The sequence below is a fragment of the Bradyrhizobium sp. STM 3561 genome (assembly GCF_045571455.1).
Classification (GTDB): domain Bacteria; phylum Pseudomonadota; class Alphaproteobacteria; order Rhizobiales; family Xanthobacteraceae; genus Bradyrhizobium; species Bradyrhizobium vignae.
On sequence record NZ_CP120695.1, the window covers coordinates 7,756,968 to 7,770,911 of the forward strand.

The 13,944-nt window shown below is 65.1% G+C and carries 13 protein-coding genes; 9 read left to right on the top strand and 4 right to left on the bottom strand.

Annotation, left to right across the window (positions count from 1 at the left end; all coding sequences use genetic code 11):
* Positions 1 to 85 precede the first annotated feature (85 nt).
* Positions 86 to 1,414, bottom strand: a complete 1,329-nt coding sequence (locus P6U28_RS36750; RefSeq protein ID WP_407120755.1) for a dicarboxylate/amino acid:cation symporter — start codon at positions 1,412 to 1,414, stop codon at positions 86 to 88.
* 123 nt (positions 1,415 to 1,537) lie between these two features.
* Here P6U28_RS36750 and P6U28_RS36755 point away from each other — a divergent pair, with 123 nt between their 5' ends.
* From P6U28_RS36755 to P6U28_RS36775, 5 genes are all read left to right on the top strand, one after another.
* Entirely contained in the window at positions 1,538 to 2,857 is a 1,320-nt protein-coding gene (locus P6U28_RS36755; RefSeq protein ID WP_407120756.1) for a solute carrier family 23 protein, read from the top strand.
* A gap of 73 nt (positions 2,858 to 2,930) precedes the next feature.
* Positions 2,931 to 3,767, top strand: coding sequence for an SDR family oxidoreductase (locus P6U28_RS36760; protein ID WP_129144393.1), 837 nt, complete (start codon positions 2,931 to 2,933; stop codon positions 3,765 to 3,767).
* A gap of 69 nt (positions 3,768 to 3,836) precedes the next feature.
* A complete protein-coding gene (locus P6U28_RS36765) occupies positions 3,837 to 4,643 on the top strand; it encodes an NAD-dependent protein deacetylase (RefSeq protein WP_407120757.1) in 807 nt (268 codons plus the stop codon).
* A gap of 142 nt (positions 4,644 to 4,785) precedes the next feature.
* The gene (locus P6U28_RS36770; RefSeq protein WP_407120759.1) at positions 4,786 to 6,870 is read left to right on the top strand and encodes a hydantoinase/oxoprolinase family protein; all 2,085 of its coding nucleotides are present in this window, start codon (positions 4,786 to 4,788) and stop codon (positions 6,868 to 6,870) included.
* Between the two features lie 2 nt (positions 6,871 to 6,872).
* Positions 6,873 to 8,531 carry a hydantoinase B/oxoprolinase family protein gene (locus P6U28_RS36775; RefSeq protein WP_407120760.1) on the top strand — a complete coding sequence of 553 codons (1,659 nt, stop codon included), beginning with the start codon at positions 6,873 to 6,875 and terminating at the stop codon, positions 8,529 to 8,531.
* A gap of 119 nt (positions 8,532 to 8,650) precedes the next feature.
* On the opposite strand, the gene P6U28_RS36780 is transcribed toward P6U28_RS36775, so the two are convergent.
* Positions 8,651 to 9,295, bottom strand: coding sequence for a glutathione binding-like protein (locus P6U28_RS36780; RefSeq protein WP_407120761.1), 645 nt, complete (start codon positions 9,293 to 9,295; stop codon positions 8,651 to 8,653).
* Between the two features lie 105 nt (positions 9,296 to 9,400).
* Between P6U28_RS36780 and P6U28_RS36785 the strand changes: the two genes are divergently transcribed.
* Positions 9,401 to 10,063, top strand: a complete 663-nt coding sequence (locus P6U28_RS36785) for a TetR/AcrR family transcriptional regulator (RefSeq protein ID WP_129144389.1) — start codon at positions 9,401 to 9,403, stop codon at positions 10,061 to 10,063.
* 32 nt (positions 10,064 to 10,095) lie between these two features.
* On the opposite strand, the gene P6U28_RS36790 is transcribed toward P6U28_RS36785, so the two are convergent.
* Positions 10,096 to 10,317, bottom strand: coding sequence for a hypothetical protein (locus P6U28_RS36790; RefSeq protein WP_407120762.1), 222 nt, complete (start codon positions 10,315 to 10,317; stop codon positions 10,096 to 10,098).
* A 146-nt stretch (positions 10,318 to 10,463) separates the two neighbouring features.
* On the bottom strand, positions 10,464 to 11,429 hold the full coding sequence (locus tag P6U28_RS36795; protein ID WP_122405645.1) for a glyoxylate/hydroxypyruvate reductase A: 966 nt from the start codon (positions 11,427 to 11,429) through the stop codon (positions 10,464 to 10,466).
* Positions 11,430 to 11,570: 141 nt separating this feature from the next.
* Here P6U28_RS36795 and P6U28_RS36800 point away from each other — a divergent pair, with 141 nt between their 5' ends.
* The 3 genes from P6U28_RS36800 (at position 11,571) to P6U28_RS36810 (ending at position 13,927) form a co-directional block, all read left to right on the top strand.
* Positions 11,571 to 11,939: a YciI family protein gene (locus P6U28_RS36800; RefSeq protein ID WP_024337611.1), complete on the top strand. Its 369-nt coding sequence runs from the start codon at positions 11,571 to 11,573 to the stop codon at positions 11,937 to 11,939.
* Positions 11,936 to 13,222: an RNA polymerase sigma factor gene (locus P6U28_RS36805; RefSeq protein WP_407120763.1), complete on the top strand. Its 1,287-nt coding sequence runs from the start codon at positions 11,936 to 11,938 to the stop codon at positions 13,220 to 13,222. The genes P6U28_RS36800 and P6U28_RS36805 overlap by 4 nt, the downstream gene beginning before the upstream one ends.
* A gap of 165 nt (positions 13,223 to 13,387) precedes the next feature.
* The gene (locus P6U28_RS36810; protein ID WP_407120764.1) at positions 13,388 to 13,927 is read left to right on the top strand and encodes an SRPBCC family protein; all 540 of its coding nucleotides are present in this window, start codon (positions 13,388 to 13,390) and stop codon (positions 13,925 to 13,927) included.
* Positions 13,928 to 13,944 lie beyond the last annotated feature (17 nt).

A 13,944-nucleotide genomic window follows, 5' to 3' on the forward strand; every position in this document is an offset into this window, starting at 1 on the left:
TCGGTGATCCCAACGCCGTTGTTGTGACGCGTATCTCACCGCTTTTCCATTCCGGGAAACTACCGCATCGGAACCGGACGTCGTGCTATGCACCTCCACCCGGTTCCAACGTCTCGCCGATCTCCAGCGGATGAGCCATGGTCTCGTGCAGCGCCTCGCGGTCGAGCTCGCCTTCGGAGATGCTGATGACGACGCAGGCGACGCCGTTGCCGATCAGATTGGTCAGCGCGCGGCATTCGCTCATGAACTTGTCGATGCCGACCAGGATCGCGATCGACTGGATGGGAATATCAGGCACGATCGAGAGCGTCGCGGCGAGCGTGATGAAGCCTGCGCCGGTGACGCCCGAAGCGCCCTTCGAGGTGATCATGGCGATGCCGAGGATGCCGAGCTCCTGCCAGATGGTCAGATGCGTGTTGGTGGCCTGCGCCAGGAACAGCGTCGCCAGTGTCATGTAGATGTTGGTGCCGTCGAGGTTGAAGCTGTAGCCGGTCGGGATCACGAGGCCGACCACCGAGCGCGAGGCGCCGAGATGCTCCATCTTCTGGATCATCTGCGGCAGTACCGTCTCGGAGGACGAGGTGCCCAGCACGATCAAGAGCTCGTCCTTGATATAGGCGATGAAGCGCAGGATCGAGAAGCCTGCCAGCCGCGCGATCGCACCCAGCACGATCAGGACGAACAGGATGCTGGTGAGATAGAACGTGCCGATCAGCGCGGCGAGATTGAGCAGCGAGCCGAGTCCGTAGGCCCCCACGGTGAACGCCATCGCGCCGAAGGCGCCGATCGGCGCGACGCGCACGATGATGCGAATGATGCCGAAGAACATTTTTGCGGCCTTGTCGATCGCGTCCGCAATGGGCTCGCCGGCCTTGCCGAGGAAGGCGATGGCGAAGCCGGAGAGAATCGAGATCAGCAGCACCTGCAAGAGGTCGCCGCGTGCGATGGCGCCCAGATAGCTGTCGGGAATGATCGCCATCAGATGGGCGACGATGCCCTCCTCCTTGGCCTTGGTGACGTAGGTCGCCACTGATCTCGGGTCGATGGTGGCGGGATCGATGTTGAAGCCGTGTCCGGGCTGGAGGATCTCGCCGACGAGCAGGCCAACCGCGAGCGCGACGGTCGAGACCGTCTCGAAATAGATCAGCGACTTCAATCCGACCCGGCCGACACGCTTGAGGTCGCCCATCGAGGAGATGCCGTGCACCACGGTGCAGAAGATGACAGGCGCGATCATCATCTTGATCAGCGCGATGAAGCCGTCGCCAAGCGGCTTCAAGGCTTTGCCGAGATCGGGATAGAAGTAGCCGATCAGCACGCCGAGCACGATCGCGATCAGCACCTGGACGTAAAGGATCTTGTACCAGGGCTGGTGCCGGCGGCGGATGGCTGGCTGGATCGCGACTTGTGTCATAATGTAGGCCCGGGAACGTATTGATCTTGCATGATTTCATCATGTGATGGGCGCCGCAGAAGCGACAATCACATTTTTGTCGGATCGCACGAACATCGATCGCTGGACCGCAACGGGGGGAACATGACGATCGCAACAGACTCGGACGCGCAGGCACAGGGCTATTTTCCGCGCTGGAGACTCAAGACCTCTGGCGTGATCATGCCGGAGGAGCGGCTGTCCTGGGGCCAGACCATCGTTTCCGGTTTGCAGCATTGCGTCGCGATGTCGGGATCGACGATCATCGCGCCGTTGCTGATGGGGTTCGATCCCAACGTTGCGGTGCTGTTCTCCGGCGTCGGCACACTGATCTTCTTCGTCATCGTCGCGGGGCGCGTGCCGAGCTATCTCGGCTCGAGCTTCGCGTTCATCGCCGTCGTCATCGCGGCCACCGGCTATGCCGGGCAGGGGCCGAACCCGAACCTGCCGGTTGCACTCGGCGGCATCGTCGGCGCCGGGGTGCTGTACGGTCTGATTTCGCTGATCGTGATGTGGTCCGGCGTCGGTTGGATCGAGAGGCTGCTGCCGCCCGCCGTCACCGGCGCCGTGGTCGCCGCGATCGGCCTCAACCTCGCGCCCGTGGCGGTCAAGGCGGTGAGCGCCAATGCGTTCGACACCTGGATCGGGCTCGCGACCGTTCTGATCATCGGCGTGGTTGCCGTTGCCGCGCCAGGCCTGTGGCGCCGCCTGCCGATCATCGTCGGTGCAATCGGTGGATATCTCCTGTACTTGCTGTTCGCGAACGGCCTCGGCTTCGGCAAGCCGATCGACTTCGCGCAACTCTCGGCCGCGCCGTGGCTCGGCCTGCCGAACTTCACTGCGCCGAGCTTCCATGCTGATGCAATCTTCCTCATCGCGCCGGTTGCCGTCATTCTCGTCGCCGAGAATCTCGGGCATATCAAGGCCGTCGGCGCCATGACGGGCCGGAGCCTCGACGCCTATCTCGGCCGCGCCCTGTTCGCCGACAGCCTCGCGACCATCGTTGCAGCCTGCGGCGGCGGCACCGGGGTCACCACCTATGCCGAGAACATCGGCGTCATGGCGGCGACGAAGGTCTATTCGACCTTGCTGTTTGCCTTCGCAGCCATTGTGTCGATCCTGCTCGGCTTCTCGCCGAAATTCGGTGCGTTGATCCTGTCGATCCCCGGCGCAGTCATCGGCGGCGTCTCGATCGTGCTGTTCGGGTTGATCGCGGCGATGGCGGGCCGAATCTGGATCGAGAACAAGGTCGACTTCGCCAATCCTGCAAACCTGATCACCGTTGCCGTGGCGCTGACCGCGGGTGCCGGTGATCTCACGCTGAAATTCGGCGCGTTCACGATCGGCGGGATCGGCACCGCGACCTTCGGGGCCATCATCCTTTATCAGATCCTGACTTCGCCGCCGGCGCAGCGCGCCGCGTGAATCCCGGCGATATGCCGGAGGGATGGAACAAAACGCCGGTTCCATCCATGATGATTCATTCCGGAGAGAACACATGCCGCAAACCGAACGCTCAACTTCCTTTCCATCGCGCCTCGTCGGCCAAAACGCCCTGGTGACCGGCGCCTCGCAAGGCATCGGCCGCGCCGTGGCCATCCGCCTGGCGCAGGAAGGCGCGACCGTCGCCATCAACTATTTCGATCACCCTGGGAGGGCCGAGGAGACGCTCGCCCTTGCGCGAACGGCATCGAGCGACCGCGGTCACGGCAGGCTCGATCACATCATCGTCAAGGCCGATGTCGGTAAGGAAGAGGATATCGCTGCGATGTTCGAAACGGTCCTCGCGCGCTGGAAGCGTCTCGACTGTCTCGTCAACAATGCCGGCTTCCAGCGAGAGTCGCCGAGCGAGGCGCTCGACGTCGAAACCTATCGCCGCATCATCGACGTCAACCTCAACGGCGCCGTGCTCTGCGCGCAGAAGGCGCTGGCGCATTTCGTCGCGCGCGGCGGAGGCGGCAGCATCATCAACTGCTCCAGCGTCCACCAGATCATCCCAAAGCCCGGCTATCTCGCTTATTCCATCAGCAAGGGCGGCATGGCCAATCTGACGCGCACGCTGGCGCTGGAATTCGCCGGCCGGGGCATTCGGGTCAATGCCGTTGGTCCAGGGGCGATCGACACACCGATCAACGCGGCCTGGACTGGCGATCCGGAAAAGCGCGGCGTCGTGACCAGCCACATTCCATTGGGCCGCGTGGGGACACCAGAAGAGATCGCCGCCGTGTTTGCCTTCCTCGCTTCCGATGATGCCAGCTACATCACCGGGCAGACCATCTACGCCTGCGGGGGTGTCACGTTGTTTCCGGAGTTTCGCGAGAACTGGGCGAGCTAAGTCGGGCCCGGCAGGCGGGGAGCCGCGCGGCATCTGGCAGAATCCGCCGGCACAGACTACATCTGCGCCATGGCAGATTCCCCACTCCAGGATTTCATCGGCCGGCACGAACGTCTGTTCGTGCTGACCGGCGCCGGCTGCAGCACCAATTCAGGCATTCCCGATTATCGCGACGGCCAAGGCAACTGGAAGCGGACCCAGCCGGTCAACTTCCAGGCCTTCATGTCGGACGAGCATACGCGCCGGCGTTATTGGGCGCGCAGCCTGGTCGGCTGGCGGCGGTTCGGTCAGGCGAAGCCGAACGATGCGCACCGTGCGCTGGCCCGGCTCGAGGCGAAAGGCCGGTGCGGGATGCTGCTGACCCAGAATGTCGACCGGCTGCATCAATCGGCCGGCCATCGGCAGGTCATCGACCTGCACGGTCGGCTCGATCTTGTCCGCTGCATGGCCTGCGGCCGCAAGACACCGCGCGAGGAGTTTCAACATGCGCTTGGTCGCGCGAACGCGGCGTGGCTGACGCTCGATGCCGCCGATGCACCTGATGGCGATGCCGATCTGGAGCACGAGGATTTCTCGTCGTTCCAGGTGCCTGCCTGCGAAGCCTGCGGCGGCATCCTCAAGCCCGACGTCGTGTTCTTCGGCGAGAACGTCCCCCGCGACGTCGTTGCCACCGCGCAGGATCATCTGGCAGAGGCCGACGCCATGCTCGTCGTCGGCTCCTCGCTAATGGTCTATTCCGGCTTCCGCTTCGTCCAGGCCGCCGCGCGCGGTAATATCCCGATCGCCGCGGTCAATCTCGGCCGCACCCGCGCCGACGATCTCCTGACGCTGAAGGTCGAGGAGCGCTGCGAGTCAGCGCTTGCATTCCTGCTCTGATCGCGCCAGCGGCGCACACGCCTTGCCTATTGTATAGGTGCCGCGCAGAATGGCCGGGCACAGCGTTGCCGGCATGCCTCACGGCACGGAAATTGCTGCGTTTTCGAAACCCGGTCTTGACGATCAGCACGGAGAATTTGGAATGCTTGAGGGAGCCGAGGTGCGGCTTGCCGTGGATATCGGTGGCACGTTCACGGACATCGTGCTGGACGTGGGACAGGACCGCAAGACGCGCAAGGTGCTGACGACGCCGCAGCGCCCCGAGCAGGCGGTGCTGGACGGCATCCGCCTCATCCTCACTGATGCGCGTGCGCATATCAGCGACATCGACGTCTTCATTCACGGCACCACGCTCGCGACCAATGCCATCATCGAGCGCCGCGGGGCCAAGACGGCGCTGATCGCGACCGAGGGCTTCCGTGACGTGCTCGATATCGGCACCGAAAGCCGCTACGACCAATATGATCTCAGCATCGACAAGCCGAAGCCGCTGGCGCCCCGTTCCCTGCGCTTCACCGTGCCAGAGCGCATCGACGCCCATGGCGCCGTCCGTCTCCCGCTGGACGAGACTGCCGTGCGCGCGCTCGCGCCGAAATTGCGTGAGCTGGGCGTCGAGAGCGTCGCGATCGCCTTTCTGCACTCCTATGCCAACCCCGAGCACGAGCGGCGCGCGGCCGCGATCATCGGGGAGGAGATGCCCGGCATTTCGGTGACGGTGTCATCGGCCGTGTGTCCGGAGATCCGCGAATATGAACGCACCTCCACCGCGGTCGCCAACGCCTATGTGCAACCGTTGATCGACGGCTATCTCGCCCGCATGGCCGATGCCCTGCAGGTCGAGCAGTTTCGCGGCGCGATCTATCTCGTCACGTCGGGCGGCGGCGTGACCTCGATCGAGACGGCGCGGCGCTTTCCCGTTCGTCTCGTCGAATCCGGTCCGGCCGGCGGCGCGATCTTCGCGGCACAGATCGCGGCGCGGCTCGGGGAGAGCAAGGTGCTGTCCTTCGACATGGGCGGCACCACGGCAAAGATCTGCCTGATCGAAAAATACCAGCCGGAGACCTCGCGCGTGTTCGAGGTCGATCGCGCCGCGCGCTTCCTCAAAGGCTCCGGCCTGCCGGTAAGGATTCCCGTGATCGAGATGGTCGAGATCGGCGCCGGCGGCGGCTCGATCGCGCATGTCGACGCGATGAAGCGCGTCACCGTGGGTCCGGAGAGCGCTTCCTCGGAGCCGGGGCCTGCCTGCTACGGCCGCGGCGGCCAGCGCCCGGCGGTGACGGATGCGGACGTCGCGCTCGGCATGATCGATCCTGATGCGTTTGCGGCCGGCACGATCAAGCTCGATCCGGAGCTTTCGAAGCAGGCGTTGCTGCGCGATGTCGGTGCGCCGCTCGGCCTGTCGGCGGAGACGGCCGCCTATGCCGTGCACGAGGTCGTCTGCGAGAACATGGCGAGCGCGGCGCGCGTGCATGCGGTCGAGCGCGGCGCCGTGGTCGGCCAGCACACGCTGATCGCGTTCGGCGGTGCCGCGCCGCTGCATGCGGCGCGGGTCGCCGAGAAGATCGGCGTCTCCCGCGTCATCGTGCCCTCGAATGCCGGCGTCGGCTCGGCCGTCGGTTTCCTCGCCGCGCCCATCGCCTATGAGTTGGTGCGCAGCCGGCATGTCCGCGTCGATGATTTCGACACCGAGGCGGTCTCCAATCTCTTGCAGGAAATGGCGAATGAGGCGCGTGCGCTGGTCGAGCCCGGCGCCGCCGGTGCGCCGGTGCGCGAGCGCCGCGCGGCCTTCATGCGCTATGTCGGCCAGGGCCACGAGATCACGGTCGAGCTGCCGAACCGGCGGCTGATGACGGCCGATCTCGCCGGTCTGCGGCAGAAGTTCGAGACGGATTATTCCGCAATGTTCGAGCGGCCGATCCCGGGCGCTGCGATCGAGGTGTTGAGTTGGTCGGTGCTCGCCACCACCGAGGCGCGCAACCCGCCCGCCGCCGCTTCCGTCGCGCGCAAGCCCGCGGCCAAGGCATCCGGCAGCCGAAAGTTCTTCGACGGCCGGGCGGGCGCAGTGATCGAGATCCCGCTCTATCGCCGCGAGGACATGACGCCGGGCGCGACCATTGCCGGTCCCGCGGTGATCGCGGAGGACGAAACCTCGACCTTCGTCTCCACCAGTTTCGACGCGCATATCGACGGTGCCGGCAGCATCGTCATGGAACGAAAGGCGGCCTGACCATGAGCAAGGCGAATGGCGCGAGCCTGATCGATCTCCAGATCATGTGGCACCGGCTGATCGCCGTGGTCGAGGAGCAGGCGCAGGTGCTGCTCCGCACCGCGTTCAGCCCGATTGTGCGCGAATGCGGCGACCTCTCGGCCGGCGTGTTCGACCTCAGCGGGCGGATGCTGGCGCAGGCGGTGACCGGTACGCCCGGCCACGTCAACTCGATGGCGGAATCGGTCAAGCATTTCATTGCTCACTTTCCGATCGCGACGATGAAGCAGGGCGATGCCTACATCACCAACGATCCCTGGATGGGCACCGGCCATCTCAACGACTTCGTGGTGACGACGCCCTGCTTCAAGGACGGCAAGGTCGTCGCGCTGTTCTCCTGCACCAGCCATCTCATGGACATCGGCGGCATCGGCTTCGGGCCTGACGCCACCGACGTGTTCATGGAGGGGCTCTACATCCCCATGCTGAAGCTGATCGACCAGGGCGTCGTCAACGAGACGCTGATGGCGATGATCCGCACCAACACGCGGCTGCCGATCGACACCGAAGGCGATACCTATTCGCTCGCCGGCTGCAACGACGTCGGCTGCGAGCGTCTGGTCGAGATGATGAACGAGTTTGGCATCGACACGCTCGACGAGCTCGGCGACTACATATGCGATCGCTCGCGCGAGGCCGTGCTGGCCGAGATCGCCAAGCTGCCGAAGGGCAGCTGGCACAACGCCATGGTGGTTGACGGCTATGATGAGCCGGTGACGCTGGCCGCGACGCTGACGATCTCGGACGACGGCATTCACGTCGATTTCGACGGTACCTCCGCGGCCTCGAAGTTCGGCATCAACGTGCCCTTGTCCTACACCACCGCCTACACCGTGTTCGGCCTCGGCTGCGTCGTCGCCTCACAAATCCCCAACAATGCCGGCTCGCTCTCGCCGCTGACGGTGTCGGCGCCGGCGGGCGCGATCCTCAATGCGCCGAAGCCGGCGCCGGTCGCCTCGCGCCACGTCATCGGCCAGATGCTGCCAGACGTCGTGTTCGGCTGCCTGCGCCAGATCATTCCCGAGCGCGTGCCGGCGGAGGGTACGTCGTGCCTGTGGAATCTCAACGTGCGCGGGCAGACGCGAAGCGGCGTCGGCGGCAATTACGGGTTCTCCATGGCGGTCACCTCCAATGGCGGCACCGGTGCGCGCTTCGGCAAAGATGGTTTGTCGGCAACCGCTTACCCAAGCGGCGTGCGCGGCACGCCGGTCGAGATCGCGGAAACGCAGACGCCGCTGATCTTCTGGCGCAAGGAGCTGCGCCCGGATTCCGGCGGGGCAGGGCGCACCCGCGGCGGCCTCGGCCAGATCATCGAGGTCGGCAGCGGCGTCGATGCGCCGTTCGACATTCTCGCTGCGTTCGACCGCATCGATCATCCGCCGCGCGGGCGCGATGGCGGCCGGGACGGCGAGGCTGGTTATGTCGGCCTGAAATCCGGGAAGAAGCTGCGCGGCAAGGGCTTTCAGCAGGTGCCTCCGGATGATCGCCTCGTGGTGCTGACGCCCGGCGGCGCCGGCATCGGTGCGCCAACCGAGCGCGATCGGGCGGCCATCGAGGACGACATCGAAAGCGGGCTCGTGTCTGCCGACAATGCGGCTTCAGTTTATGGATACGCGCGGTGACGCCATTCGGCGTCTGGCTAGCGAAAGGAGGGGAGCAATTCCTGCCGCGGGTGCTGTACGGATAATGTTTTGCGCCGCCCCGGCCTGCACGGCCGGGACGGCGTTTCCATTTCCGAGCCTTACGCCGCCGCCTTCTTCCGCGCCTGCTCGGCCTTGTACAACTCGAACTCCTCCGCGATCGCCCTAGCAATCGAAGGTCGCTGGCGCAGCCGCTCGTAGTACGCCTTCACGTTCGGCCATTTCGCGAGCTCGATCGGCGGCGTCGCCATGGTCCAGTTGATGACCGTGACGAGATAGGCATCGGCCACGCTGAAATGGTCGAGCAGGAAGTCGCGCCCCTTCAGGTGATTGTCGAGATAATCGAGCCGCGACAGGTACTTCTCGAGCGCATAGGCCTTTGTCTCCTGCGGTGCTTTGCGGTCGAGCACGGGAATGAAGAGGCCCTTGTGCAGCTCGGTGCCGATGAAGCAGAGCCATTGATGCAGCCGCGTGCGCTCGATGCCCGTTGCGGTGCCGAGGCCGGACTGCGGAAAATGGTCCGCGACATATTGCAGGATCGCGGCGTTCTCGGTCAGCACCACGCCTTCGTCGGTGCGCAGCGTCGGCACGAGCCCGATCGGATTGATGGTACGGAAGTCGGAGCCGTCGTTCAGCACCTTCTTGGTGGGTGGATCGACTTCGAGATAGTTCGCCTCGGCGCCGGCTTCATACAGCGCGACGCGTGTCGCCATCGAGCAGGCGAGCGGCGAGAAATAGAGATCCATCTGTAGCCTCCTTGGGCAATTCCTCTTTGGGTGTCGCTCAACCTGGCCAGATTGATTTTTGTACCATCTTGCATAATATGGCGTGGTCAAGGATTATTTTGCGAAATGGTACAAAAATCGAAGCCGCCAGCTGCTGCCAATGAGCCCGAGCGCCGCGGCGAACCCAAGCGCCGAGGCCGTCCCCGCGCCTACGAGCCCGATGTCGCGCTCGGCAAGGCGCTCGATCTGTTCCGCAAGCAAGGCTTCGCGGCCACCTCGCTCGACGATCTCAGTGAAGCGACCGGCATGAACCGGCCGAGCCTTTACGGCGCCTTCGGCGACAAGCGCGAGCTCTACATCAAGAGCTACCAGCGCTATCGCGAGGAGGCCGGCGCTTCCATGGTCGAGATTTTTCGCCAGGAGATGCCGCTGCGGCAGCGGCTGGAGCGCATCTACGCGTCCGCGCTGGACATCTATCTGTCCGGTGACACCGGCCCGCGCGGCTGCTTCACGGTCGTGACCGCGGCGTCCGAGGCCGTTGGCGATCCCGAGATCCGCGCCATGGTGCTCGACGGTCTCACCGGACTCGACAAGGCTTTTGCCAGTTGCTTCCGCCGCGCCAAGGAGAAAGGCGAGTTGCGAGAGAGCGCCGATCCAGTCGCGCTGGCACAGATCGCCTCCGCCACCATCCACACCATCGCCATCCGCTCGCGCGCGCGCGTCCCGCGCAAGGAGCTCGAGGCGATCGTGAAGGGCGCGATCGATGTGATGGTGGGAGCCAAGTCCTAGCTGTCGTCCCGGCCCCTGCGCGCAATTGCCAGCTACGCCGCGCGGATCTGCGCAAGAAAAAGATCGACCTCGTCGCGCAGCCGCTGCGACTGCTTCGACAACTCGATGGTCGAGCCCAGCACTTCCTCCGCGGCCGCATCCGTGGCTGCGATGCCGTCGGCGCCTGATGTCTCGCCTTGCACGGCAATGACCTGCGCGCCGATCTCTTCTGTCGCGAGCACGAGCCCAGCGCGGCGATGCCGATTGAAAGCCACCAGGCACGGTCGGCCGAGGCCTCGTAATCGGCATTGTCCATCACGAGCTCGACGGCGCCGAGCGGCTTGCCGGAAAAGTCCCTGATCGGTCCGAGCATGTGGGGACGACCGCGACTACGAGACGGTCGTACGCCTCTCCGCCGGCCTCAATACCCCCTGACCCGGTCCACCACGTTCTCCAGTGCGCCGCCGGCCTCGAACCGCGCGATCTGCTCGGCGACATAGGCCGAGATCGCGTCCGCATCGGTGTCGGCAGCGTTGTGGGGCGTCAACACCACCTTGGGATGGGTCCAGAACCGGCTGTCCTTCGGCTGCGGCTCCTGCACGAAGACGTCGAGCGAGGCGGCGCCCAGCGTGCCGTCGTCGAGACAGGCGAGAATGTCCGCTTCGTTCTGCAGACCACCGCGGCCGGCATTGATCAGCACGGGCGCGCCGAGCGGGCTGTTGCGGTGGAGCCTTGTGAAGAGGTCGCGCTTGAGGATGCCGTTTGTGTCAGGCGTCAGCGGGAGCAGGCAGACCAGAATGTCGGTCGTGCGCAGAAACGCGTCGATCTGCGCAGCGCCGTGGAAGCACACCACGCCGTCGATCGTCCGCGGGCTGCGGCTCCAGCCGGCGACACGGAAGCCGAGCCGCCGCAGCACGTCGGCCGCATCGGCCCCCAGTGTGCCCAATCCCATGACGCCGACCGTGATCGCGCTTGCCGGCCACTGATATTTTGGTTCCCAGCGTTTCTCGCGCTGCGATTGCCTGAGGTAAAGCTCCTGGCGGTGATGCATCAGCACGTGCAGGACGACATATTCGGTCATGCGATTGGTGAGATCGGGCACGGCGACGCGCACCAGCGGCACATCGGGCAGGCTCCTGTCCGCCATCAGCGCATCAACGCCCGCGCCGAGATTGAAGATGGCCCGAAGATTGGGGAACGCACCGAGATCGCCCGGCACCGGCTTCCACACCGCCGCATAGTGCACCTCCGCCGGATCGAGCCCGGCGTCCGGCAGCAGCACCACGCGGCGGTCGCCGCAGACCGCTTCGAACCGAGCCTTCCAGCGCTCCGGCAGCCAGTTCTGCTGCGTGCTGTTGATGAGGACGGCCAGTGTGCCCAGGGTCATTCGAAGTGCCTCGTCGGTTCCGCTTGATGAAGGACCCTCCTTGGCACGATCTGCCGGATTTTTCTTGCAAATTTTTTCCGCAGCCCTGTCGGGGCGGGGCATATTGGCGCGTCTTCAGAACAGACGAGGAAAGTGCCGGCCATGCTTTACGCCATTCTTTGCTATCACGATGAGGACTTCGTCGGCTCCTGGAGCAAGGACCAGGACGAGGCCGTGATGAAGAAGCTCGCCGTGGTTCAGGAGAAGCTCACCAAACAGGGCCGGCTCGGGCCGGTGGCGCGGCTGTTGCCGACGACCGCGGCGGCGACGCTGCGCAAGGAGGATCCGCCACTGGTGCTCGACGGTCCCTATGCCGAGACCAAGGAGCAGCTGCTCGGCTTCTACATCGTCGACTGCAAGAATCTCGACGACGCGCTCGACGTCGCGCGTGAGCTTGGAGCCGCCAATCCCGGCGGCGCCTACGAGGTGCGTCCCGTTGGCGTGTTCCGGCCCGGAGGAAACCTGACGTGAGCGATGCCGACACCGCTTGGATCGAGACTGCGCTGACCTCGGCGCGACCCCAGGCGGTGGGCGCGCTGCTGCGCTATTTCCGCGATCTTGATACCGCAGAGGAGGCGTTTCAGAACGCCTGCCTGCGCGCGCTGAAAACCTGGCCGCAGAACGGGCCGCCGCGCGATCCCGCGGCCTGGCTGATCATGGTCGGCCGCAACGTCGCAATCGACGAGGTGCGGCGCGCCCGCAAGCAACAGCCGCTGCCCGAGGACGACCAGGCGATCTCCGATCTCGACGACGCCGAGGGCGCGCTCGCCGAGCGGCTCGACGGCTCACACTATCGCGACGACATTTTGCGGCTGATGTTCATCTGCTGCCATCCAGGGCTGCCGGCGACGCAGCAGATCGCGCTGGCGTTGCGCATCGTCTCCGGCCTCACGGTGAAGCAGATCGCGCGCGCGTTCCTGGTCTCGGAAGCCGCGATGGAGCAGCGCATCACGCGCGCCAAGGCGAAGGTCGCCGAGGCCGGGACGCCGTTCGAGGCGCCCGGCGCGGTCGAGCGCTCCGAACGGCTCGCCGGAGTCGCGGCGATGATCTACCTGATCTTCAACGAAGGCTATTCGGCGAGTGGCGACACCGCCGAAATCAGGAAGCCGCTGTGCGAGGAGGCGATCCGGCTGGCGCGGTTGCTGCTGCGGCTGTTTCCGAGCGAGCCGGAGATCATGGGCCTGACGGCGCTGATTCTCTTGCAACATGCGCGCAGCGCCGCGCGCTTTGCCGAGGACGGATCGCTGATCCTGCTGGACGATCAGGATCGTTCCTTGTGGAACGGCACCATGATTGCAGAAGGCCTCGCGCTGATCGACAAGGCGATGCGCCACCGCCGCAGCGGACCCTACCAGATCCAGGCCGCCATCGCCGCGCTGCATGCGCGCGCAGCGACGCCGGGGGAGACCGACTGGACCCAGATCGATCTGCTCTATGGGGCGCTCGAAGTGGTGCAGCCCTCGCCGGTGGTGACACTCAACCGCGCGGTCGCGGTCTCGAAGGTGCGCGGGCCCCAGGCTGCGCTCGACCTGATCGAGCCGCTGGCGCCGAAGCTCGCCAACTACTTCCATTTCTACGGCGTGCGCGGCGCCTTCCTGATGCAGCTCGGCCGCAACGACGAAGCCCGCATCGCCTTCGACCGCGCCATCGCGCTCGCCAATACATCGGCCGAAGCCGCCCACATCCGCATGCATCTCGATCGCCTGATCCGGGACAGCCAGCCGAAGCCGAAGGAGAGCGCCAATGCGAAATGATGTCTCACCGTCATTCCGGGGCGCCCGAAGCGCGAACCCGGAATGACGAGATTCCGGGTCTGGTCCTTCGGACCATCCCGGAATGACGGGCAAGAAAAATCTCATCGGCTCCTGTCGGCCCCTGCCGCGCCCCTTCGTCTTAATCCGGTATCCAAGGAGCCATTCATGCTGAGAGCCGTTGCCATCATTGCCGTCGTGCTCGCGATCGGAATCGCAGGCATTCTCGTCTTCGCCCTCACCAAGCCTGACACATTCCGCGTCGAGCGCAGCCTCGCCGTGAAGGCGCGGGCCGATGCGATTTATCCACTGGTTGCCGATTTCCGCCGTTGGACCGCCTGGTCGCCCTATGAGGGACGCGATCCCGCCATGAAGCGGACGTTCGGCGGAACCGCGGCGGGGAAGGGGGCGACCTATGCCTGGGACGGCAACAACAATGTCGGTGCCGGCCACATGGAGATCCTAGAGGCGAACGGGCCCTCGAAGCTCCGCATCAAGTTGGATTTCGAGCGGCCATTTGAAGGGCACAATGTCGCCGCGTTCACCTTTGTGCCGCAAGGCGATGCCACACTCGTCACATGGGCGATGTACGGTCCGGCCCCGTTCCTGTCCAAGCTGATGCAGGTCTTCATCAACATGGACAGCATGATCGGCAAGGATTTCGAAGCGGGCCTCGCCGGCCTGAAGAAGCTCACCGAGAAGCAATAGATCTCACTGCGAACGAA

Bases quoted from the DNA above. Each gene is read 5' to 3' on its own strand.
- P6U28_RS36750 (WP_407120755.1), bottom strand. From the start codon at position 1,414: ATGACACAAGTCGCGATCCAGCCAGCCATCCGCCGCCGGCACCAGCCC.
- P6U28_RS36755 (WP_407120756.1), top strand. From the start codon at position 1,538: ATGACGATCGCAACAGACTCGGACGCGCAGGCACAGGGCTATTTTCCG.
- P6U28_RS36760 (WP_129144393.1), top strand. From the start codon at position 2,931: ATGCCGCAAACCGAACGCTCAACTTCCTTTCCATCGCGCCTCGTCGGC.
- P6U28_RS36765 (WP_407120757.1), top strand. From the start codon at position 3,837: ATGGCAGATTCCCCACTCCAGGATTTCATCGGCCGGCACGAACGTCTG.
- P6U28_RS36770 (WP_407120759.1), top strand. From the start codon at position 4,786: ATGCTTGAGGGAGCCGAGGTGCGGCTTGCCGTGGATATCGGTGGCACG.
- P6U28_RS36775 (WP_407120760.1), top strand. From the start codon at position 6,873: ATGAGCAAGGCGAATGGCGCGAGCCTGATCGATCTCCAGATCATGTGG.
- P6U28_RS36780 (WP_407120761.1), bottom strand. From the start codon at position 9,295: ATGGATCTCTATTTCTCGCCGCTCGCCTGCTCGATGGCGACACGCGTC.
- P6U28_RS36785 (WP_129144389.1), top strand. From the start codon at position 9,401: ATGGTACAAAAATCGAAGCCGCCAGCTGCTGCCAATGAGCCCGAGCGC.
- P6U28_RS36795 (WP_122405645.1), bottom strand. From the start codon at position 11,429: ATGACCCTGGGCACACTGGCCGTCCTCATCAACAGCACGCAGCAGAAC.
- P6U28_RS36800 (WP_024337611.1), top strand. From the start codon at position 11,571: ATGCTTTACGCCATTCTTTGCTATCACGATGAGGACTTCGTCGGCTCC.
- P6U28_RS36810 (WP_407120764.1), top strand. From the start codon at position 13,388: ATGCTGAGAGCCGTTGCCATCATTGCCGTCGTGCTCGCGATCGGAATC.